Raw genomic sequence first — 20443 nt, forward strand, 5'->3', positions numbered from 1 at the left:
TCCCGGGGCGGGACGTGTTACCGCTGGTCACGCCGGTTCGAGGGTGCACGCACAGCTTCCCCTCCCGCCGCGCCCAGCCCTCGTGACACGGCATTGACACTGCCTCGCGGAGGGTCCAGTCTGTGGCTGTGCCTGCCTTCCTGCCGGCAGAGCTGCCGGCACCAGGTGCCCTTCAAAGGAGAACTCAGTGCCTGTTGTAGAAGAAACTGTTGTTATTGCCCGGCCGCCGCAGGAAGTTTTTGACTTCCTCTCGAAGTTTGAAAACATCGCCGTCTACGATTCCTCGGTCACCTCGTCGGAGCAGATCGGCGACGGTCCCCTCGGGGTGGGCGCCCGTGGGCGGGGGACCAGCAAAATCATAGGAAAGCAGTTCGACTGGACCACCGAGATCATCGAATTCGATCCGCCCCGGCGGATGGTCTCACGCGCCGTTGAAGGCAAGCTGGAATTCACTGTAACGCTCGCACTGGAGCCGTCCGACGGCGGCACCCGCCTGACCCAGCGGATCGATGCCGGATCAGGCCTGGGCGGCGTCTTCGGCAAACTGGCCGACTCCCTGGTGGAACGCGCCCAGGGGCGGACGGTCCGCGCCAACCTCGAAACCCTGGCGGAGTGGTTGGCCGAACACCCGCAGTCCTGACGTCCCGCCACTTTGGCGGCGCAGCGGCGGACGTACGACGGCGGGACGCGCCCGCCGTCGTACGCTTCAGTCCTACTTCAGGCCGGCTCCCGGCAGCAGTTCGGTAGCCCCCAGGGAGTCGGCGATGAACGCGTAGTCCCAGGCCCTTTCGCGCCACTGGACGTAGCGGCCGGACGCGCCGCCGTGGCCGCCGTCCATCTCGATCTTCATCACCACCGGTTCGGATCCGGTGGTCCTGTTCCGCAGCTCCTGCACCCACTTTGCAGGCTCCACGTACAGCACCCGGGTGTCATTGAAGGACGTCACCGCGGCGATCTTCGGGTACCGGGCAGGGCCCACGTTCTCATACGGGGAGTACGACTTCATGTAGGCATAGACCTCGGGGTCCGTGATCGGGTTGCCCCATTCCTCCCACTCGAGGGCTGACAGCGGCAGTTCCGGGTCCAGGATGGTGGTGAGGGCATCCACGAACGGCACCTGGGCCACGATGGCGGCGTACTTTTCAGGAGCCATGTTGGCCACGGCACCCATCAACAGTCCGCCGGCCGAGCCGCCGAGGGCCGCGATCCGGGACGGGTCCACCCAACCGGAATGTGCCAGCCAGTCCGTTGCGTCGACGAAATCGGTAAAGGTGTTCTTCTTCGCCAGTTTCTTGCCGCTCTCATACCAGTGCCGGCCGAGTTCGCCGCCGCCGCGGATATGGGCAATCACGAACACCACGCCGCGGTCCAGCAGGGACAGCCGCGCAATGCCGAAGCCGGGGTCCATGCTCAGCTCGTAGGAGCCGTACCCGTACACCAGGCCCGCCGCCGTCGAATCCTGCTCCACAGCCTTGTGGCGCAAAACCGAAAGCGGGATGCGTGTGCCGTCCCTGGCCTCGGCCCACTCGCGGGTTGCCACGTAGTCGTTGCCGTCGTAGCCGCCCAGGACCGGGCTTTCCTTCCGTAGGAGCAGTTCGCCGGCGGGCTGCCCGGGGGTTGGCAGGACGAAGTCGTAAACCCGCGACGGCGTGAAGTAGGACGTGTAGCCGAGCCGGATCACCGGAGCCTCGTAGTCCGACCCGCCAACTCCCGCGGTGTACAGCTCCTCGTCGAACGCGGGCTCCACCGGTGTTTCCTGGGCCCCGGTCCCCAAACCTGCCAGTCCCATGACCTGGACCCGCTCGATGGTGTCCTTGCGGATGGAGATGATGAGGTGCGTGGAGGTGACACCGGCACCATTGACGCGGACGTCGTCGGAATGTTCGACGACGGTGTCCCAGCGCTGCTCGGCGAGCGGCTTGCGAAGCTCGGCCAGGTCCGTCAGGGAGACCATGGAGTTGATGGCGCCCCGGTTGTGCGTGAGCAGGATGCGTTCCGTCTTCAGGCCGTCCGGGCCGGGCAGCAGGAACGGTTCGGCCTCATAGAGCACGCGCTCGTGCCGGGGGATCACGGTGGTGAGCTCCTGGGCCGGGTCATCGAAGCGGAGCAGGCGGGTCTCGCTGTACTCCGAGCAGCCGATACCCAGCACGAGGTAGCGGCGGTCGGCAGAAAGCTCGAAGCCCAGCCACATGGCGACGTCGTCTTCCTGGTAGATCACCACGTCCTCGGTGACGGGCGTTCCGAGGGTGTGGGCCTTGACCTGGTAGGGGCGCCAGGAGTCGTCCACCACGGTGTAGAAGATGCGGGTGCCGTCGGGGGAGAAGGCGACGCCGTAGAAGATGTTCTCAATGACGTCCGGCAGCAGTCCGCCGGTCCGGAGGTCCTTGATGCGCAGGGTGAAGCGTTCATCGCCGGCGTTGTCCACGGCGTACGCATAGAGATTGCCGTCCACCGTCACGGCCGTGCCACCCACCGAGAAGAACGGCTTCCCCTCGGCTTCGATGTTGCCGTCGAGCAGGATTTCCTCGCCCGGAATTTCGACGCCGGGCTCCACTGCGGGGGGAGTCCAGTCCGCGACGGGGTTCCCGGTGTTCTGGGCCCGCACCCGGCACTGGATGCCGTACTCCTTGCCTTCCACCGAGCGGCTGAAGTACCACCAGCCGTCCTTGCGGTGGGGGACGGACAGATCCGTCTCCTGCGTGCGGCCCTTGATCTCCTGGAAAATCGCCTCGCGCAGCGGCTCCTGATGCGCAGTAACCGCTTCCTGGTAGGCATTCTCGGCCTTGAGGTGCTCCACAACCTCGTCGGATTCCTTGTTCCGCAGCCACTCGTAGTGGTCCACAAAGGTGTCTCCGTGGTGGATGCGCTCGGAGGGGATCTTCTTGGCCACCGGGGGAGTGGGCGTGGTGGCGGTGGTGCTGGCGGAATCCTGCAGCGGAGTCTGGGTCATGAATTCAATATATAGATCCCCGCCGACAATGAACCGGCCGTTCGCTACCGGACGATAACCCCCACCCGCCATCCCGGACGCGCCATCATCTCCCGGAGAAATCCAGGTCGTGAAATAGCGCCCTAGTAGGCTTCTGGCGGCAGGCGTATCCTGTTCACGCTAAGGCACATCCGCCCAGCGTGAGAGGGGAAGTTTATGACCATCCCGCCAGTGCACGAGCCCGAGCCGTTTCCGCCGGAACCGGGCCCGGACCAGCCTGATCCCACCCAGCCCGGCCATCCCGGGCCGCCGGCCCCCAATCCGTTCCCGGCACCGGAGCCGCCCGGTCCGCTGCCCGTCCCGGACCCGGGTCCTGCGCCGCTTCGTCCCGATCCCACCCGCAGCTAGAACAGCCAATACACCGCGTTCTGAAGGGGCCTTCGCGCACCGCGAAGGCCCCTTCGCCATGCCTGCTGCACCGCCCGAAAGCAGTAGAAATTTTTTTCAAAAACCGCTTGCGGATCTGTTGGGCTGGTGCTAAAAAATCTATATCAGCCAATACAGATCGGCTGGTACCAAAACAGGTGTTGGACCGTCTCTTACGAGGAGGGAAGCCATGTTGATGCGAACCGATCCGTTCCGCGAGCTGGACAGGCTGGCCCAGCAGGTCCTCGGCACGGCAGCGCGTCCGGCAGCAATGCCGATGGACGCATGGCGTGAAGGCCAGGACTTTGTAGTCGCCTTTGATCTGCCCGGCGTCACCCCGGATTCAGTGGATCTGGATGTGGAACGGAATGTCCTGACGGTGCGGGCGGAGCGTCCCGAACCTGCAGGCAAGGACACCGAGTTGATCGCCTCCGAGCGGCCGCGCGGCGTGTTCAGCCGCCAGCTGATGCTCGGGGACACGCTGGACACTGACAACGTGAAGGCTTCGTACGACGCCGGTGTCCTGACGCTGCGGATTCCGGTCGCCGAAAAGGCCAAGCCGCGCAAGATCGAGATTGAGACCAAGGGGGCAAAGCAGGAAATTTCCGCCTAGTCGCCAACAAGGATCGGGACGTCGGGTATTGATTGTTGACTGCCTCTTGGGGCGGATAGCCATTCTGAGCACGCCACAGCGCCTTTCGCGCATCGGCAGGTGAGGCCTGAACTTCCCGATACGGTGGCCCCCGGCTTCGGCCGGGGGCCATCCCACCGCCCAGAGGCATCTCACTCTCAGAGGCATCCACGCACGGGATCTTCCACTGGCCGCGGGGGCATCCAGAGCCCGGGCTGCAACCGTCAGGATGGGGTTAAGTGTTCAGCTCCAGCATCAGCGCGGGCAGTTCGTCGGCCAGTTCGCGGGCAAGGAAACCGAGGGGGCCCAGCCTGCTGGCGAGCCTGTCGGCTGCTGCGGCATGGAGATGCGTGCCCCAGCATGCCGCCTGTGCGCTGGTGGTTCCCCGCGCCCGCAGGCCCGCGATCGCCCCGGCCAGGACGTCCCCGCTGCCCGAGGTCCCCAGCCCGCCGTAGCCGGTGGTCATCTTCCAGAGCTCGGATTCCTCCGGTGCGTCTCCGCCGGAGGGCCGGGCGATATAGCCCTGGCAGCTCACGACGGCCTGGAACTTATCGGCAATTTCAGCCACATCCGCTGTCAGGTCCTCCACCTCGCGCTCCAGCAGCACAGCCGCCTCCTTGGGATTAGGTGTAAGGATCAGGCGCCCCTTCCACGGGTCCAGCCGGTCCGCCAGCTTCACGAGGCCGCCCAGGGCATAGGCATCAAGTACGACGGCGGGACCACCTCCCGCGTTTCCCTCACCCGAGCCTGAACCCCCGGAGCCCGAACCACCAGGGCCGTCCCCTTCCCGCTCCAACAGCGCCCGGAGCAGTTCCTCGGCAAGGTCCGGGTCGTCCAATCCAGGGCCCACCAGGATGGCATCGGCACGCTCGAGGTAGGAAGAAATCCGGTCCAGTCCTTCGCCGGTCACGGACCCGTCTGCCGTCTCTGGGAGTCCCATCGCCCCGCATTCAGGCAGCGCCACACCGAGCTGCATGGCCACGGATTCCGCCACGGCAAGGGTGAGCTTTCCGGCGCCGGCCCGCAGCGCAGCAGTACCTGCCAGCAGTGCGGCACCGGGCGTGGCCCGCGCACCGCCGATGACCAGCACCGAGCCGCGCGAATACTTGTCCCCGCCCGGCGCCGGCAGCGGCCAGTCGCGCAGCAGCGACGGCGTCACCAGGGTAGGTGAAGCGGCGGCAACGGACTCACTTTGGGTGGACACTGGCATCCCCTGCGTGTTCGGTAACAGTCACGCCCTGCTCGGTGAGGTGGTCCGCCACGTTGAAACTCTCCAAGGTCCAGGGCCCCTCGCCCGACGGTCGCACGTAGCGGGTCAGGGAGGCATTAAGCACTGACGTGCTTGCCGCCAGGTCCAGGATCTCCCGCTCGGTCATTCCCTCCAGCACGTACCGGAACAGCAGGATCACGGCATCGTGGCAGACCAGCATCACCCGGTGCCCGGTGCCGAGGTTGTTGAGTTCATCCAGCACGGACCGCAGCCTCAGTGCCACGTCAGCCCAGGATTCGCCCCCCGGCGGCCGGTAGTACATCTTGCCCAGCCACTCGCGGCGCTCGGCCTCTTCCGGGAAACGATTTTCGACGCCCCGGCGGGTCAGCCGGTCCAGGATGCCGAGTTCTCGGTCCCGCAGCCGTTCATCGGTCCGCACTTTCAGGGGCCAGCCTGCGGCCTCGATGGCGATCTCGGCCGTCTGGCGCGCGCGGGCGTAGGGCGAGGAGACCACGGCATCAGGCCGGAGGTCCTCCGCGATCCGTGCCAGCGCCGCGCCCAGGGCCTTTGACTGTTCCTGCCCTGTACCGGACAGGTTCACGTCAGCATCCCGGGCGGGCACCTCGATGACCTCGGCCCCCGCCAGCCGCGCATCAGTTGCGGCCACGTTGCCTTCGCTCTCACCATGACGGATCAGGATCAGCTCCACCGCCCCGGCCTCCTGGACAGCCTCAGTCAGCCCATCCTCTTTCACAAGAATCACCCCGTCCGTGTGCCTTGCCGAATGCAGGAACATTACCAGCGGCGTACCCACGGGGCAGGGAAAGTAAACGAGGGAGAGTAAACGCACGACGGCGGCCTGCCGCCAAAGCCGCGCGGCCCCACCACAGCAACGCGGGGTCACTAGGTGCCCAAAATCCACGGAATATTGGGCCTAGAATGACCCCGCGTTGCTTGGCAGGGTGGCTTTCTGCCGGCAGCTACCGCTCCGGCGTCAGCACCTTCGAGAACACAGTGGTGCCGTTGGCATTGCGCAGGCTCACCGTGAAGGAGTTGTCATCCAGCTGGACGTGCCCGAAGAACTGGTTCTCGCCGTCGCGCGGTGATTCACCCGGGAAGCGGCCGGCCTTCGAAAACACCACCTCGGGGCCGAACGTCCCGTCCATCGCATTGGGGCCGAAGGACCCGGCCGCGATGGGACCGGCCACGAACTCCCAGAACGGGTCGAAGTCCGTGAAGGCCGCGCGCTCGGGGGAATAGTGATGGGCAGCGCAGTAGTGCACGTCGGCCGTGAGCCACACCACGTTCTTAATCCGGTTGTGCTTGAACGCACTCAACACCCCGGCGATCTCGAGCTCGCGTCCTAGCGGTGCACCGGCGTCGCGGTTCGCCAGGCTTTCCTGGTTCACGGCGCCGTCGGGCACGATGATACCCAGCGGGAGGTCGGCGGCAATGACTTTCCACGTGGCCTTCGATGCCGACACCTCGCGGATCAGCCAGTCCACCTGTTCCTGCCCCAGGATGGATGTGGCGTAGGGCTCCTTGCCGTCGGTGTTGGGCGACTTGAAGGTGCGCATGTCCAGGCAGAAGATGTCCAGCTGCGGGCCGCGGCTGATCTTCCGGTAGATGCGCGCGGGCTGGTACTGGCCGGCGTCGTCGAACGTTCCCGGCCGCCACACCGCTGAGGAGTCAGCGATGGGCATGTTCTCCTGCCACGCCTGCCGGCCGCGTGCTGCGAGGGTATTGACGTCTCGCACCGTGTAGCGGGGGTCATCGAGGATCTCGCCGGGGTACCAGTTGTTGGTGGTCTCGTGGTCATCCCAGTTGGCGATTACCGGGACATCCGCGAACATGGCGCGCATGTTGGCATCCATCAAGTTGTACCGGTGCCGGCCGCGGTACTCGGTGAGGGTCTCGGCCACCTTGGATACCTCCTCGGTCACCAGGTTCCGCCATACTCGCCCGTCCCGTTCAACCACGGTTTCAGCCAGCGGTCCGTCCGCGTACACGGTGTCGCCCGAGTGGATGAAGAAGTCCGGCCGCGTCTGGTGCATCGCCCGGTAGCCGCGCATCCCGCCGATCTCCTCGTTGATGCCCCAGCCCTGTCCCGCGGTATCGCCGGTCCACACAAAGCTTTGGGCGGACGACGCCGGCACGTCACCTCCGGCGCTTGTGTCGCCGGTGCGGCCCTTGCCGTTGAATGTCCCGGCATCGGGGGCCGTGCGGAAGGTGCCGCGAACGGTCTCGCCGGCCGCGCCGCCGTCGTCCTCGAAACTGATCTCGAGGGCAAAGCGGGTGTTGGACGGCAGCTTCCCGGCGGGGATCTTGGCGGTGAAATCGGAAGCCTGTGTGGCGCGCGGACCGCGAAGGGTGCGCTCAAAGGAGCTCCGGCCGCGCAGGATCTGGCCGCCGTCGTCGACCGCCCTTAGCACCGCCTTCATCCGTCCGGTGCCTGAAGCGCGGGACCACAGCACGGCAGAGTCGGAGGTGACGTCGCCGGTGGCGATGCCGCTGGGCAGGGTGAGGCGGTTCCGGACCAGTGCGATGCCGGCCGGCGACTGGCGTGGGGCGGCCGCTTGCGCAGCTGTGGGCGTGGCGGTCAGTGCGGCGGCGAGGACGGAGCCTTTGACGATGGTGCGGCGAGAAATGTCAGTCATGCCGTCAAGCCTTCCGGCAGCCGGCACACGGACTCTTTCCCACCGGTGAACGCCGGGTAAGCCCGGGCTGAACAACCGCCCTACGGCACTGCCGTGAAGTCCCCGATCCGGCCCTCCCGCAGCGCGGCCCCCACAGCGCTGATGGCACCGTAATCAGGGAACAATACGGACTGGCCCGCGATGAATCCGGAGCCGGCCGTCGGCAGAGTCATGGTTTCAATGGCATTCGCGTCCAGGTTGCGCAGGCTGTATGCGAGGATGGCCGCCTGCACCGGGTCAAAGCCCTTGTTCACGGTAAGGCAGCAGGAGGCGAAGTCCACCAGGCCCCTTACCGCTGTCACATCGTTCAACGCGCCGCCGGCAGTGAGGCGGGCAAGGACGGCACGCAGCAGAATCTGCTGGTTGCGCACCCGCTGCAAGTCGCCGTCCACGAACGCGTACCGCTCCCGGGAGAATTCCAGCGCAGCCTGGCCGTCCAGGCGGTTCACGCCCGGACCGAACACATGCCCTGTATCGTGCGTCGACTGGAACGGGACGGGGACGTTGACGTCGATGCCGCCCAGCCCGTCCACTAGAACCTTGAGACCACCAAAGTCCAGCATCAGGGTGTGGTCGATGGTGATCCCGAACAGTTGCTGCACCGTTTGGGTGGTCATGTCGATGCCGCCGTACTGCAGGCCGGCGTTGATCTTCCCCCCGCCGAAGCCGGGGATGTCCACCCACGTATCCCTGTTGATCGAGACGATGTACAGGGTCCGGCGGTCAGCCGGGACGTGGACAAGCATGAGGGCGTCGGAACGGTGGTCCATGGGCTGGCCGGTCGCTGCCGTATGTGCTGCAGCATCCTTGGCGACCCCGCGCATGTCGCTGCCGATGACCAGCACGTTCATGGGCACGGCGGGATGTTCCGGAATGGGTGGCGGCGGTGGCGGTGGCGGGGGAGGAGGCGGGGCAGGAGGTGTAGTTTCTGATGGTGTCCCGGAGGGCGTGGGCGACGGGATTTCGGTCTGCACCGCGGCGGGCTGCGCCTCCGTGCCGGCTCGGTTAAGGCTGATGACCGCGACGGCGGCGACCACCACTAGGACGAGTGCCAGCAGTGCCGCAATCCACCGCCGCCGTCCGTTCGCGAGCAGGCCATGCGGATGGGGGTTGGAGGGGTTGGTACCGGATGGTTCAGAACCGCCTGGCGTGCTCATTGTGCCTCACCTCATTGTGGGATGGTGGGATCAGTGTCCGCCCGCCGGGCCCCCGCTGGCTATATACGTGTCCAAACTGTCATCTGCGGGATGTTTTCGATTAAGTCGGGGTCCGGCAGCACTATGCGCTGGCCGTAAATGGCTGCCCATCCCCGAAAGTTAGCAACGGCGGAACCGCGATACATCAGGGGAATCCGCAGAAATCCCGCAGGGTTTCCACCGAGGCATCACGACGGCGGCAGCCGGGGCAGGCGGCGGCGGCAGGCGGGGGCGGCCGGACGACGGCGGTGGCGACAGTCGGGGCAGGCAGATCAGGAGGGGCGCCGTCGTCGAAGTCGCCGGAAAGGTGCCGGATCGCCGTAACGCTACAGCGAGCCCGCACGCGTCCCGCGAACGGGAGCGTTGAGCCGTGCGTGGCGCAGGATGGACACGATGGCAGGCGCGAGTTCGTCCTCCATCTGCCGGTACACCTCCGGTGCCCGGCGGTAGGGGTCGATGATGTCATTCTCGGCCGAGTCCGCGGGCAGCGACAGATGACGCACAGCGGCCGCCCGGGCCGGCAAGCCCTGCCAAAAGGTCTGGTTGGCTGCCAGCGGGTCGCCGTCGTCGGGCGTTCCTCGCTCCGGTTCCCTACCCTCCGCAGCGGCAGCGCGCTGGTCGAGGACATCAAGCATGCGGGCGAACTCGCGGACGGTGAACGTCCTTTTGAGGAGCGACGCGTCGAGCTGCAGTACTTCGCCGCGGTGTCCGGAGGTCATGGTGAGCACCAGGTCCACACCGCGCAGGATCTTCGGCGTCAGCTGGCGCGCGGCAAAGTTCTCGGAATCGCCGCCGAACGTGCGCACAATGTCTGCGGAGATCGGCTGCATGGGGTCGCCCACCATGGCGCGGGTCCCTGCGCTTGCCACCTCGAAGCCGCCCTCCAGCACCTGGTTGAGCCCCGCCTGCAGAAGGCGCTCGGCCACAGGGGACCGGCAGATGTTGCCCGTGCAGACGGTCAGGATTCTTACTGGTGCGGGTGAGTCCAAGGGAGATTCTCTTTCCAGCCGGTGCCTCCGTGCTTTTCAACTTAACATGCAACAGCCCGACGGCGGCCTCCCCACCCCGCACGCTCCATCACCTTCCGCAGGTTTTTCCCGAACGCTCCATCACCTTCCGCAGGTTTTTCGCGAACGCTCTATCACCTTCCGCAGGTTTTTTCCGAACGCTCTATCACCTTCTGCAGGTTTTTCGCGAACGCTCTATCACCTGCTGCAAAGGGACACGATGATATGTCTGTGGAGAGCGATATCGAACGCGATTGCGTGATTGCCGGCGGCGGCCCGGCAGGGATGGTGCTCGGCTACCTGCTCGCGCGCAGCGGCCTGCGAGTCACGGTGCTCGAGAAACACGGGGACTTCCTGCGCGACTTTCGCGGCGACACGGTGCATCCGTCCACCGTGAGCCTGCTCGGGGAGCTCGGGTTGCGCGATAAGTTCCTGCAACTGCCTCTCACCCGGTTGCCCACCATGGACGCAGTTCTCGACGGCCAGCGCTTGACCCTGGTCGACTTCGGCACCCTCCCGGGGCCCGACAACTTCCTCGTTCTGGCGCCTCAGTGGGACTTCCTGAACTTCCTCGCCGGCGAAGCGGCGGCATTCCCCAACTTCGAGCTGCGCATGGGCACCGAGGCGAGCGGACTCATCCTCGAGCAGGACCAGGTGCGCGGTGTTCGGGCGGTCACGTCCGACGGCGGGCTGGAGATCCGTGCGCCGCTCACCGTTGCTGCCGACGGACGCAGTTCCGCCTTGCGTACCGCTGCAGGGTTGACTCCCGATGACTTCGGAGTGCCCATCGACGTGCTGTGGTTCAACCTGCCCAAGCCGCCAAACCCGCCACCCGCAACCCTTGGTTACATATCTGCGCAGGGGATGGTCCTCACCATCGACCGAGGCGATAAATACCAGTCGGGCATGGTCATCCAAAAGGGAGGTTTCGACGAGCTTCGAAGGACAGGGCTCGACGGCCTACAAAAGCGGATCAGTGACGCTGCACCCGTCCTGCGCCCCGTCGTCGCCACCCTCACAGACTGGGACCAGATCAAGCTGCTCTCTGTCCAAATCAACCGGCTCCCGCGCTGGTACCGTCCCGGGTTCATCGCGATTGGTGACGCTGCCCATGCGATGTCACCGATGTTCGGTGTTGGAGTGAACTTCGCCATCCAGGATGCCGTTGCACTGTTCAACGCCATCGCCCAGGACCTCGTTCAGGGAACGGCGCCGGTGGGGAAACTCGCGGCGGTGCAGCGGCGTCGGGAGCGGCCGGTGAAGGTCATGCAGCTGCTGCAGCGCAACGGACACAAGGTACTATTCAGGGCGACCGCCGGAAGTCGCGTTGCGCCACGTTGGCTTGTCCTGCTCCTCCGGGCCGCCTCACCCCTGCTGCGCCGCCTCACGGCACGTTTGGTCGGGGTAGGAATCCTCCCCGAACACGTGAAGAATGGCGGCCCTTGACCGCAGGGGCGTGCCCGAACCTGGGACGCTCTCCCACCCTTCGTGCGATAGGTGAGAGAGCGTCGAGCGGGGAGTTCAGAGCCCGGCCAGGAGCTGCTTCATCTCGGCGATTTCCGCTTCCTGGGCGGTGACAATGTCGCGGGCGAGCTGGACTGCCTGCGGATGCTTGCCAGCACTAATCTCCTGCTGAGCCATCTCCACGGCGCCTTCGTGGTGTCCGGTCATCTGATCCATGAAGAGCCTGGCGGCCTCAGCGCCCTGAGCCGCCTTGAGTTTGTCGATGCCTTCGGCGTCCACCATGCCGGCCATGCCTTCCCCGGAGTGATCCGACACCGCAACGGGGACGTTCCAGCTCTTCAGCCATCCGGTCATCGCCTCGATTTCGGGCGCCTGGGCGTCCTTGATCCTGGTGGCCAGCGCGGCAACTTCCGCCGGCAGGTCCGGCTTGGCCAGGACGATGTCGCTCATCTCAACCGCCTGTGCGTGGTGGGGAATCATCATCTGCGCGAACGTGAGGTCGGCCTGGTTATGGTCGGCGTTGGCCTCCGGCATCGTGCTGGACGTCGCGCTCGGGCTGCCGTGATCCGCGCCGTGGGAGCTGCTGCCGCCGGGGGTCCCGGTGCCGGCGGCGCAGCCGGCAAGGCCAAGCGAGGCGGCGAGGGCTGCGGCGACGGCGAACGTGCTGATCTTCATGGCAATGGGTCCTTCTGGTGGATATGAAAAAGCGTTGTGAGAGAGCGTTTGGGTTTTGGCGGCGTTAAGTGAGAGAGCGTTTGGGTTTTGGCGGCGTTAAGTGAGAGAGCGTTTGGGTTTGGGCGGCGTTAAGTGAGAGAGCGTTTGGGTTTCAACGTACCTCGGCCGGGTTGAGGCGCACCCTCCGGAGCAGCTGGGCGTTCAAGGCCACCACGATTGTGGACACGGACATCAGCACGGCACCGGCGGCCGGGGAGAGCACCACGCCGGCAAAAGCAAGCACGCCGGCGGCCAAGGGCACGGAAAGGATGTTGTAACCGGTGGCCCACACCAGGTTCTGCCACATCTTCCGGTAGCTCGCCCGCGACAGGTCCACCATCGACAGCACTGCGCGCGGGTCGTTTCCGGCCAGCACCACACCTGCCGATTCCATGGCCACGTCCGTACCCGCACCAATTGCGATGCCCACCTCGGCCCGGGCCAGCGCCGGTGAGTCGTTGACGCCGTCGCCCACCATGGCCACCTTCAACCCCCGGGCCTGCAGCTCGGCTACTTTCTTGTCCTTGTCCGCAGGCAGGACTTCGGCGAACACCTCGTCAATGTTCAGGTCGGCAGCCACGGCCTGGGCCACCTGCCGGGCGTCGCCGGTGATCATGCCCACCTTGACGCCGCGCTTCTGCAGTGCAGCTACGGCCTGGCGCGACTCTGCCCGCACCGCGTCCTCGAGGCTGACAGCCCCAAGCACCCGGCCGTCGTCGACCACGTGCAGCACGGCCGCGCCGCGGTCCATCCACCCGCTGGTCGTGCCGGCCAGGGCAGAGGGTACGACGGCGCCAAGCTCGCGCAGGAGCGCGGGCCCGCCCACGTGCACCGTGCGGCCGCCCACGGAAGCACGGACGCCGCGGCCAGTCAGCGAGCTGAAGCCGGCAACGGCGGGCAGCGTAAGATTCCGTTCCCGGGCTGCGCGGACGATGGCCCGCGCCACGGGGTGTTCACTGTCGGATTCGACGGCCGCGGCCAGGGCAAGCAGCGCATCAGCGTCTTCACCGGGGACGGTTGCGACGTCCTTCAGCTCCGGCTCCCCGGTGGTGAGGGTGCCGGTCTTGTCGAAGAGGACCACATCGATGGTGCGCATCCGCTCCAGCGCCATCCGGTTCTTGATCAGGACGCCGGCGCGGGCAGCCTGTTCGGTGGAGATGGCGATCACCAGGGGGATGGCCAGGCCCAGGGCGTGCGGGCAGGCGATGACCAGGACCGTGACGGTGCGGGTTACGGCTTCGGGGACGCTGCCCAAAAGTGTCCACACAATGAAGGTGATCACGCCGGCGCCCGCCGCGAAGTAGAACAGGAAGGCTGCCGCGCGGTCAGCCAATGCCTGGGCCCGGGACGAGGATGCCTGAGCTTCGGCCACCAGCCGCTGGATCCCGGCAAGGGCGGTATCGTCACCGACCGCATCCACCCGGACCCGCACGCTGTTGTCCGTGGCCACTGTTCCTGCCACCACGGCATCTCCGACTCCCCGGAGCACGGTTTTGGATTCGCCGGTGATCATGGATTCGTCGAACTCGGCCTGCCCGTCAACCACCGTTCCATCGGCAGGCATCCGGGCGCCGGAGCGCACCAGGACAAGGTCGGCGGGCCGGAGTTCGGAGACGGGCACGGTTTCGGTTCCGTTGTCCGTAATGCGTTCGGCTTCATCCGGCAGCAGCGCGGCGAGGGCATCCAATGCACCCTGCGCCGAACCCAGCGCCCGCATCTCGATCCAGTGCCCCAGCAGCATGATGGCCACCAGCAGCGCAAGTTCCCACCAGAAGTCCAGGTCGAAACCGCCGAGGCCGAGGCTGGTGACCCAGGAGGCAACGAACGCGACGCTGATGGCCATGGCGATCAGGAGCATCATGCCGGGCCGGCGGTCCTTCAGCTCCTGCAGGCCGCCTTTCAGGAAGGGCTGGCCGCCGTAGAGGAAGATCACCGTGCCGAGGACAGACGGGATCCAGGCTGAGCCCGGGAACATCGGGGCCATGTACCCCAAGAGGTGGCCCACCATTGGGCTGAAGTAGACCACGGGAACGGACAGCGCCAGCGTGAGCCAGAACCTGTTCTTGAACATGGCCGTGCTGTGACCGGCGTGCTGTCCATGGGTGCGGACGGCATGGTCGTCGTCGTGGTGGGAGTGGTGGGCAGCTGCCCGGGTGCCGTGATGTTCGTGGCTGGCCGGGGCCACAGCAGCTCCCGCTTCCGTGAGCGTGCCGCTGGTCCGGCCCCCGGCGTCGTGATGGTGCGTGTGGTGCTCGTGCTGATGGTCAAGCATGTCAGTTCCATTCCTTGATGAAGGATCGATGGGTGCTGGGGTTGAACGGCTGTGAAAGGCGGTGCAGGGCACCGGCCGGGACATACCACTTCACTGACAACACCTGAAATATACCCCCAGGGGGTATATTTCGTCAAGGGGTCGCGCGTCTCGCATTGCCTTTGGATTCAGTCGTGGAAGGGCTGTCTGCTCTGTCGCCCGTGCAAGTTTCCGGACATACTTGGATGACTTGGCAACGACGCCGGGACGTCCTGGCGGGCGGAAGGAAGGACCGGAGGTGGCTGTGGCTGAACTCAGCGGCCCCTACACGTATTCGAGCGCTTTGGGCGACAACCAATGCGTGGCGGGCACATTCCATGTGGACCTCGACGGCTGGAAGATTGAGTGGTCGGACGGGATGTTCGAACTGCATGGTTATGAGCGCGGTGATGTGGTCCCCACGTTGGAGCTGCTGTATTCGCACAAGCATCCGGAGGACAGGCCGCGGTGCGAGGAGATCGTGGCGCAGGTCTGCAGGACCGGCGGTTATTTTTGCATGTACCACCGGATCATCGACGCCCGGGGACGGACCCGGCGGGTGCTGACATCCGGCGACGCGATTATGAACGCGGAGGGGGAAGTCACCTCCATCGAGGGCGTAATGGTGGACCTGACTTCCACGCTCCAGCGTGAAACGGAGCAGACAGCCCGGGATGCGGTGGCCGGTGCCACGTCCACGCGCAGTGTCATTGACCAGGCAAGGGGGATCCTGATGGGCCAGCTGGGAATGGGTTCGGACGATGCCTTCCAGATGCTGGTCAGCACCAGCAGCCACCGCAATGTAAAGCTGGTGGTGGTGGCCGCGGAACTCGTGCAACTGGCCAACTCGGAGGAGACGCGAGGCTATCTCACCGACGCTGTGCGGGCTATCCAGCAGGATGGCAGGAGGCCGGCAGCCCGCCGCCGCGCCAGCTGATTCAGGCGGGGCAGCAGCAGGGCTGGACGTACGTCACACCAGGAAACCGGAAAATCGGTTCTGTAAGATGGTTTGAAGGTGCGCCGGGAAGTCTGGTCGGCATGACTTTGTCGACCCGAATTTGAGGACGCTTCATGAGTAAAACGCCCCCACCCAACCGCACGCGTTCCACCATCTTCGGACGGGGCAGCTACGCCGAATCCCTGCGGATCGGGGAGATCCTCCGCAAGGAAACAGTCGGAGGGGCGCTGCTGGTGGCCGCGGCGCTCATCGCCTTGGTCTGGGCAAATTCGCCCGCATCCGACAGCTACTTCGTACTCCGGGACTACAAGGTGGGCTACGAGCCCTGGGACCTTGAACTCAGCTTGGGCGCTTGGGCGGCAGACGGGTTGCTGGCAATCTTCTTCTTCCTGGTGGGCCTTGAGCTCAAGCGGGAGTTCGTGGCGGGGGATCTCCGGCAAATCAGTAAATCGATCGTCCCGGTGGCCGCTGCAGCGGGCGGCGTGGTGGTCCCGGCGCTGATCTACGCCGCCATCAACCTCACCAGCCCCGAGACGCTGCGCGGCTGGGCCATCCCCACAGCCACGGACATCGCCTTCGCAGTGGCGGTTCTGGCCATCATCGGCTCGCACCTGCCCAGCGCGCTGCGGATCTTCCTGCTGACCCTGGCCGTCGTCGATGACCTCATCGCCATCACCATCATCGCGTTCTTCTACACCAGCGACCTGCAAGTCATGCCGCTGCTCCTGGCCCTCATCCCGCTGGCCGTCTATACGTTCCTGGCGCAGAAGTACCGCTTCTTCTTTGGCCGGAAAGCTTCGGCGGCCTGGGTCATCCTGCTGCCGCTCGGCGTGGTCACCTGGGCCCTTGTCCATGCCTCCGGTATCCACGCCACGGTGGCCGGTGTGCTGCTGGGCTTCGCCGTTCCCGTGATCCGTTCCCAGGCAGCCGGCGGGCCGGAAGCAGGACCAGGCCTGGCCGAGGTCTTCGAGCACCGGTTCCGGCCCATATCGGCAGGGGTGGCTGTTCCCATCTTCGCCTTCTTCTCCGCCGGGGTAGCTGTTGGCGGCTGGGAAGGACTGGGTTCCGCGCTCGCGGATCCGGTGGCGCTGGGCATCATCGTGGCGCTGGTGCTGGGGAAGCCCATCGGCATCATGGGCACCACCTGGCTCCTGACGAAGACCAGCAGGGCAGAGTTGGACAAGTCGTTCAAGTGGATCGACGTCTTCGGGGTTGCACTGCTGGCCGGTATTGGGTTCACAGTGTCCCTGCTGGTGGCCGAGCTTAGCTTCGGGCAGGGGAGCCTGCATGATGACCACGCCAAGGTAGGCATTCTCGCTGCGTCGCTGCTGGCAGCCCTGCTCGCAACGGCCGTATTGAAAACCAGGAACCGCCAGTACCGTGCAGCTGAAGCTGCCGAAAAAGTGGACGCCGACCAGGACGGCATCCCGGACGTGTACCAGGAAAGGCCTTAGCGCCGGTTAGCCGTGGAGTTTTTGTCCACCTATGCGGACTTCAGAGGTGAAGCCTGCATACGTGGACAAAAACTCCGGGTTCTGGCGGGTGGTCTTTAGCGGCGCACGGACCGGCGGCGGCCCACAACGGCTTCGGCCGTGCCCACCAGGAGTACGGAGGCAATGACGGCCACGATGAAGCCCAGGAAGTTCAGTTCGAAGATGTCTCCGGTGCCCAGCAGGGAAGCGACCACTCCGCCGATCACCGAGCCCATCAGGCCCAGCAGCAGGGTTGCCAGCAGGCCCAGGTTTTGCTTGCCCGGCTTGATGAGGCGGGCCAATGCGCCAATGATCAACCCTGCAACGATGAATCCGATCATGATGTGCTCCTTCGTGGTGGTAGCGGGCAGGTGGCGCCGGACTGCCGCGGTGGTGCCGCATTGGCTTCATTCTATGCACGGCCGGCATGCGGCTTTTCCTACGTCTCCAAAACCATTCGAAGGTTGTCGCCGGCTCCGGCGGCACCCCTGCCGCTGATCGCCCCGACCACGACGGCGGCAGTTTCCCGGAGCCTGGTGTTCCGGGCGCTGGAGGACCTGGTGAGCTGATAAATGGCTTCATCATGGGTACAGCGTTTCTGCGCCATGATCACGCCCACTGCCATATCGATCATGGCCCGGGATTTCATGGCCGCGGCCAGGTCATCGCTGGTGTCACGCAGTCCGGCCAGCTTCAGCGCCAGTTTCAGCGACTTTGAAGCGTTGGCCACGAAGTTCTGCGCGGTGGCAATGTCCAAAGGCGAGAGGCTTCCCGGCTTCTCGGCGTAGAGGTTAACCACCGCTTCCGCCTCATCGGAAAGGTGCAGCGGGACAGCCAGGATGCAACCAATGCCCCGGTCCCTTGCCGCGCCCGTGTACTCGGGCCACCGCCGCTCCATGCTCACGTCCTGCACCAGGATGGTTTCCTGCCGCCGCAGGGCGGTGAGGCACGGTCCGTCCTCGAACCCGTTCTGGAGCTCGTCCAGGGACCGGGCAAGATGGTCGCTGCTTGCCGCAACCGCAGGCTTCCGGTGCCTTACCACCGTCACTCCACAGTGGAGCGGACTCACCGTCGTGGACAGCGTGGACGCGGCGAGTACTGAGAGCTCCTGGAGGAACGAGCTGACGTCCACACTGTTGAGGACCAGTTCCTGCAGCCCGCGGTCCTCAGCGGAGATCCACTGCTCTCCGCTGTCCTCCGGGTTGCTGTTGGGCTGCCTCTGGCTCAACGCCGGCCTCCTTCACCGAAAACTCTTCCGGATTCAGAGGTTACTGTGTCCGGCCGCTGCCGGAAAAGCGGCCACGCTCAGGCGGTGGCCAGAGGCTTGGCCTGTTGCTCCACGTGCCGGATCTCCAGCGCCTCCGGATCCAGCAGCTTCCGCGCCCCGGTCCTCGCGTCCAGGATCCAGAACAGTTCCAGGGCGGGTACGACGTCGGTCACCCGTCCCCGGTGAAAGAGCTTGCCGTTGTGCCACGCTTCGATCTGGTCGCCGATGCGAAGCTGGGCCGTCATTACTTTTGGTGCCTCCATGATGCGGTGCCTCCTGCTGTTGTATCCCCGTAAGAACAGCTTGCCGTGGCGAGGTTGCTGAATTGTTTCAACAGGGTGTTTTTTCTGTGTCAGCAGCAGGGACTGCGGACGACGCGTGTCCCGCGGGGGCATCACGACGGCGGGCTGACGCCCACCGGGATCAGGCAGCCGCCTCGCGCCGGGCTGCCTCCACTGCCTCTTCAATGCCGCCTGTCCAGGGTTCACCGTGGCCGGGCAGGACCAGCGAAGCGCCGGTCCGCGCCAGCTGCGTAAGGGTGTCCAGGTTCTGCCGGCTGTCCATGGTGGCGGCTCCTGCCACGATGCGCGGTCCCGTCCGTCCCGAATAGGGATCAAGCGTCACCAGGGCGTCCCCGCTGAACAGCACATCCCGGTCCCGCAGGTACAGGCCGCAGTGCCCGGCGGTGTGGCCGGGGGAGAACACCACCTCGGGCGATCCCGGCACCGGCAGCGTGCCGGACCCGGCAGGGAACAGGGTTAAGTCGTCAACGCCCTTCACCCGCAAGGCGCCCGCCCTGGTCATGCTGGCCAGGACGGGCAGGCCGCCGGGATGCGCCAGCGCAAAGACGAAACGGGACTTCTCGTGCTGGTACCGGTAGGGGTGGCGGGCGATGAAGGAATCACCGCCGTGCACCCACACCGGCACCTTGAACTCCGAGTGCAGCCGGTGCGCCAGGCCCATGTGGTCGAAGTGCGCGTGGGTGAGCACCACCGCCTTGATGTCGCCCACGGCATGCCCCAGGCCCCGCACCGATTCCTGCAGCGTCTTCCACATCGCCGGCAGCCCGGAGTCCACCAGGGTCAGCCCGTCAAGGCTCTCCACCAAATAGAAATTGACGAAGGCCTCGGAGACGCAGTGGACGCCGTCCGCCACCGTGGTGAACGACGCCCTGCCCGAGGTGGCCTGCGTCATTTCCGCCCCACCGCCGCCCGCTTGAGTGCCCGGATTGCGGCTACGCCACCTAAACCGGCAAGGACCCAAGGGGCGGCCACGATGATCGGGTCGATCCACTGGTGGTTGGTGTCGGCGCGTTTTTGTCCCAAGCGGGAGCTGAGACCGCCCCGGCGGAATTCGCTGAGCACGCCGGTTTCAGTGATGGGGTTGTCCGGGTGCAGGGTGGCCAGGGACTTCACGTGGTGTTCCGTGGCGTCCACGCGGTCTGCGGCGACGAGCAGGAGCCAGTGCGCTGCCCGGCCTTCGCTGTATTTGTAGGCGTATTTCCGGATGGCCCCGGAGGCGCCCTTGGGTGGGGTGGAGGTGCCGAAAACGGGGGTCAGGAATGCGTGTTCGACGGACCGTTCCCGGGGCCATTTCTCGGGTTGGCGTTCGGGGAAGTCCCAGTGCGCGCCGGTTTCGATGCCCGGCTGTTCGCGGGGGTAGGAGGGCCTGTCGGCCGGGTCGAGGTCAGCACCCCAGCCCGGGATGCGGGCGCGCAGGTCCTCCGCTGACTCCTTCAGCGCCGGCTTGGCCGAGGTGTAGGGCGTTGGTATCGCAGCCATGATGGTTTTCCTTTCAGGCCGTGGGGACGACGAGGGGTTTGATGCAGTTATCGAGCTTCGCGGAGAAGATGTGGTAGCCCTCGGCGATGTGTTCCAGCGGGATGCGGTGGGTGATGATGTCGCTGGGCTTGAGGTAGCCGTTGCGGATGTGTTCGAAGAGCCGGGGCCATTGCCGTTTGACCGGGCATTGGTTCATCCGCAGCGTCAGGCCTTTGTTCATGGCGTCGCCGAATTTCACGGCGCTGAAGATGGGGCCGTAGGCGCCGACGACGGACACGGTGCCGCCCTTGCGGACGGAGTCGATGGCCCAGTTCAGGGCGATGGGGGAGCCGCCCTGGAGTTTGAGTTTGCTGCTGGTGACGTGCTGGAGGAAGTTGCCGTCGGCTTCGGCGCCTAGGGTCG

General features: G+C 65.7%; 19 protein-coding genes and 1 pseudogene. 6 read left to right on the forward strand and 14 right to left on the reverse strand.

Features of this window, described 5'->3' with window-relative positions; genetic code table 11:
• Positions 1 to 187 precede the first annotated feature (187 nt).
• The gene (locus M8J71_RS22365; RefSeq protein ID WP_256250059.1) at positions 188 to 640 is read left to right on the forward strand and encodes an SRPBCC family protein; all 453 of its coding nucleotides are present in this window, start codon (positions 188 to 190) and stop codon (positions 638 to 640) included.
• A gap of 72 nt (positions 641 to 712) precedes the next feature.
• Here M8J71_RS22365 and M8J71_RS22370 read toward each other — a convergent pair whose 3' ends face one another.
• Positions 713 to 2950 carry a S9 family peptidase gene (locus M8J71_RS22370; protein WP_256250060.1) on the reverse strand — a complete coding sequence of 746 codons (2238 nt, stop codon included), beginning with the start codon at positions 2948 to 2950 and terminating at the stop codon, positions 713 to 715.
• A gap of 195 nt (positions 2951 to 3145) precedes the next feature.
• Here M8J71_RS22370 and M8J71_RS22375 point away from each other — a divergent pair, with 195 nt between their 5' ends.
• Together M8J71_RS22375 and M8J71_RS22380 are read left to right on the forward strand one after the other, a co-directional pair.
• Entirely contained in the window at positions 3146 to 3337 is a 192-nt protein-coding gene (locus M8J71_RS22375) for a hypothetical protein (RefSeq protein ID WP_139030241.1), read from the forward strand.
• 208 nt (positions 3338 to 3545) lie between these two features.
• Positions 3546 to 3968 (forward strand): Hsp20/alpha crystallin family protein, encoded by a 423-nt coding sequence (locus tag M8J71_RS22380; protein WP_163168041.1) that lies wholly within the window; start codon positions 3546 to 3548, stop codon positions 3966 to 3968.
• A 253-nt stretch (positions 3969 to 4221) separates the two neighbouring features.
• Here the strand turns inward: M8J71_RS22380 and M8J71_RS22385 are convergent, their stop codons facing one another.
• The 5 genes from M8J71_RS22385 to M8J71_RS22405 all read right to left on the reverse strand — a co-directional run bounded on the left by M8J71_RS22385 (position 4222) and on the right by M8J71_RS22405 (position 10077).
• Positions 4222 to 5196: an NAD(P)H-hydrate dehydratase gene (locus M8J71_RS22385; RefSeq protein ID WP_256250061.1), complete on the reverse strand. Its 975-nt coding sequence runs from the start codon at positions 5194 to 5196 to the stop codon at positions 4222 to 4224.
• Positions 5174 to 5959, reverse strand: coding sequence for a histidine phosphatase family protein (locus M8J71_RS22390; RefSeq protein ID WP_256250062.1), 786 nt, complete (start codon positions 5957 to 5959; stop codon positions 5174 to 5176). Before M8J71_RS22390 ends, M8J71_RS22385 begins: the two co-directional genes overlap by 23 nt.
• 217 nt (positions 5960 to 6176) lie before the next feature.
• Positions 6177 to 7853, reverse strand: coding sequence for an alkaline phosphatase D family protein (locus M8J71_RS22395; protein ID WP_256250063.1), 1677 nt, complete (start codon positions 7851 to 7853; stop codon positions 6177 to 6179).
• Positions 7854 to 7933: 80 nt separating this feature from the next.
• The gene (locus M8J71_RS22400; protein WP_256250064.1) at positions 7934 to 9049 is read right to left on the reverse strand and encodes an LCP family protein; all 1116 of its coding nucleotides are present in this window, start codon (positions 9047 to 9049) and stop codon (positions 7934 to 7936) included.
• A 365-nt stretch (positions 9050 to 9414) separates the two neighbouring features.
• Entirely contained in the window at positions 9415 to 10077 is a 663-nt protein-coding gene (locus M8J71_RS22405) for an arsenate reductase/protein-tyrosine-phosphatase family protein (protein ID WP_256250065.1), read from the reverse strand.
• 243 nt (positions 10078 to 10320) lie between these two features.
• Here M8J71_RS22405 and M8J71_RS22410 point away from each other — a divergent pair, with 243 nt between their 5' ends.
• Positions 10321 to 11541, forward strand: a complete 1221-nt coding sequence (locus tag M8J71_RS22410; protein WP_256250066.1) for an FAD-dependent oxidoreductase — start codon at positions 10321 to 10323, stop codon at positions 11539 to 11541.
• A gap of 75 nt (positions 11542 to 11616) precedes the next feature.
• Here M8J71_RS22410 and M8J71_RS22415 read toward each other — a convergent pair whose 3' ends face one another.
• Together M8J71_RS22415 and M8J71_RS22420 are read right to left on the reverse strand one after the other, a co-directional pair.
• Complete coding sequence (locus M8J71_RS22415; RefSeq protein ID WP_256250067.1) at positions 11617 to 12234, reverse strand: DUF305 domain-containing protein; 618 nt, start codon at positions 12232 to 12234, stop codon at positions 11617 to 11619.
• 151 nt (positions 12235 to 12385) lie between these two features.
• Entirely contained in the window at positions 12386 to 14545 is a 2160-nt protein-coding gene (locus tag M8J71_RS22420) for a copper-translocating P-type ATPase (RefSeq protein ID WP_256250068.1), read from the reverse strand.
• Between the two features lie 283 nt (positions 14546 to 14828).
• On the opposite strand from M8J71_RS22420, the gene M8J71_RS22425 reads away from it, so the two are divergent.
• The gene (locus M8J71_RS22425) at positions 14829 to 15500 is read left to right on the forward strand and encodes a PAS and ANTAR domain-containing protein (RefSeq protein ID WP_256250069.1); all 672 of its coding nucleotides are present in this window, start codon (positions 14829 to 14831) and stop codon (positions 15498 to 15500) included.
• Positions 15501 to 15634: 134 nt separating this feature from the next.
• Entirely contained in the window at positions 15635 to 16975 is a 1341-nt protein-coding gene (gene nhaA / locus M8J71_RS22430) for a Na+/H+ antiporter NhaA (RefSeq protein WP_256250071.1), read from the forward strand.
• Between the two features lie 95 nt (positions 16976 to 17070).
• Here nhaA and M8J71_RS22435 read toward each other — a convergent pair whose 3' ends face one another.
• From M8J71_RS22435 to M8J71_RS22460, 6 genes and pseudogenes are all read right to left on the reverse strand, one after another.
• Positions 17071 to 17334, reverse strand: a complete 264-nt coding sequence (locus M8J71_RS22435) for a GlsB/YeaQ/YmgE family stress response membrane protein (protein WP_256250072.1) — start codon at positions 17332 to 17334, stop codon at positions 17071 to 17073.
• A gap of 98 nt (positions 17335 to 17432) precedes the next feature.
• A complete protein-coding gene (locus M8J71_RS22440; RefSeq protein ID WP_256250073.1) occupies positions 17433 to 18221 on the reverse strand; it encodes a GAF and ANTAR domain-containing protein in 789 nt (262 codons plus the stop codon).
• A 77-nt stretch (positions 18222 to 18298) separates the two neighbouring features.
• Complete coding sequence (locus M8J71_RS22445) at positions 18299 to 18523, reverse strand: hypothetical protein (RefSeq protein ID WP_163167431.1); 225 nt, start codon at positions 18521 to 18523, stop codon at positions 18299 to 18301.
• 160 nt (positions 18524 to 18683) lie between these two features.
• Complete coding sequence (locus M8J71_RS22450) at positions 18684 to 19454, reverse strand: MBL fold metallo-hydrolase (protein ID WP_256250074.1); 771 nt, start codon at positions 19452 to 19454, stop codon at positions 18684 to 18686.
• Positions 19451 to 20041: a hypothetical protein gene (locus tag M8J71_RS22455; RefSeq protein WP_256250075.1), complete on the reverse strand. Its 591-nt coding sequence runs from the start codon at positions 20039 to 20041 to the stop codon at positions 19451 to 19453. The genes M8J71_RS22450 and M8J71_RS22455 overlap by 4 nt, the downstream gene beginning before the upstream one ends.
• Positions 20042 to 20054: 13 nt before the next feature.
• Positions 20055 to 20438, reverse strand: a pseudogene (locus M8J71_RS22460) (glutathione-dependent formaldehyde dehydrogenase); the annotation flags it as partial.
• Positions 20439 to 20443: the final 5 nt, after the last annotated feature.

Source organism: Pseudarthrobacter sp. R1, assembly GCF_024494415.1.
GTDB lineage: Bacteria > Actinomycetota > Actinomycetes > Actinomycetales > Micrococcaceae > Arthrobacter.

Excerpts from the sequence above, each read along its gene's own strand:
- M8J71_RS22410 (WP_256250066.1), top strand. The coding sequence starts at position 10,321 with ATGTCTGTGGAGAGCGATATCGAACGCGATTGCGTGATTGCCGGCGGC.
- M8J71_RS22395 (WP_256250063.1), bottom strand. The coding sequence starts at position 7,853 with ATGACTGACATTTCTCGCCGCACCATCGTCAAAGGCTCCGTCCTCGCC.
- M8J71_RS22400 (WP_256250064.1), bottom strand. The coding sequence starts at position 9,049 with ATGAGCACGCCAGGCGGTTCTGAACCATCCGGTACCAACCCCTCCAAC.
- M8J71_RS22445 (WP_163167431.1), bottom strand. The coding sequence starts at position 18,523 with ATGGAGGCACCAAAAGTAATGACGGCCCAGCTTCGCATCGGCGACCAG.
- M8J71_RS22450 (WP_256250074.1), bottom strand. The coding sequence starts at position 19,454 with ATGACGCAGGCCACCTCGGGCAGGGCGTCGTTCACCACGGTGGCGGAC.
- nhaA (WP_256250071.1), top strand. The coding sequence starts at position 15,635 with ATGAGTAAAACGCCCCCACCCAACCGCACGCGTTCCACCATCTTCGGA.
- M8J71_RS22415 (WP_256250067.1), bottom strand. The coding sequence starts at position 12,234 with ATGAAGATCAGCACGTTCGCCGTCGCCGCAGCCCTCGCCGCCTCGCTT.
- M8J71_RS22380 (WP_163168041.1), top strand. The coding sequence starts at position 3,546 with ATGTTGATGCGAACCGATCCGTTCCGCGAGCTGGACAGGCTGGCCCAG.
- M8J71_RS22385 (WP_256250061.1), bottom strand. The coding sequence starts at position 5,196 with ATGCCAGTGTCCACCCAAAGTGAGTCCGTTGCCGCCGCTTCACCTACC.
- M8J71_RS22420 (WP_256250068.1), bottom strand. The coding sequence starts at position 14,545 with ATGCTTGACCATCAGCACGAGCACCACACGCACCATCACGACGCCGGG.
- M8J71_RS22435 (WP_256250072.1), bottom strand. The coding sequence starts at position 17,334 with ATGATCGGATTCATCGTTGCAGGGTTGATCATTGGCGCATTGGCCCGC.
- M8J71_RS22375 (WP_139030241.1), top strand. The coding sequence starts at position 3,146 with ATGACCATCCCGCCAGTGCACGAGCCCGAGCCGTTTCCGCCGGAACCG.
- M8J71_RS22455 (WP_256250075.1), bottom strand. The coding sequence starts at position 20,041 with ATGGCTGCGATACCAACGCCCTACACCTCGGCCAAGCCGGCGCTGAAG.
- M8J71_RS22370 (WP_256250060.1), bottom strand. The coding sequence starts at position 2,950 with ATGACCCAGACTCCGCTGCAGGATTCCGCCAGCACCACCGCCACCACG.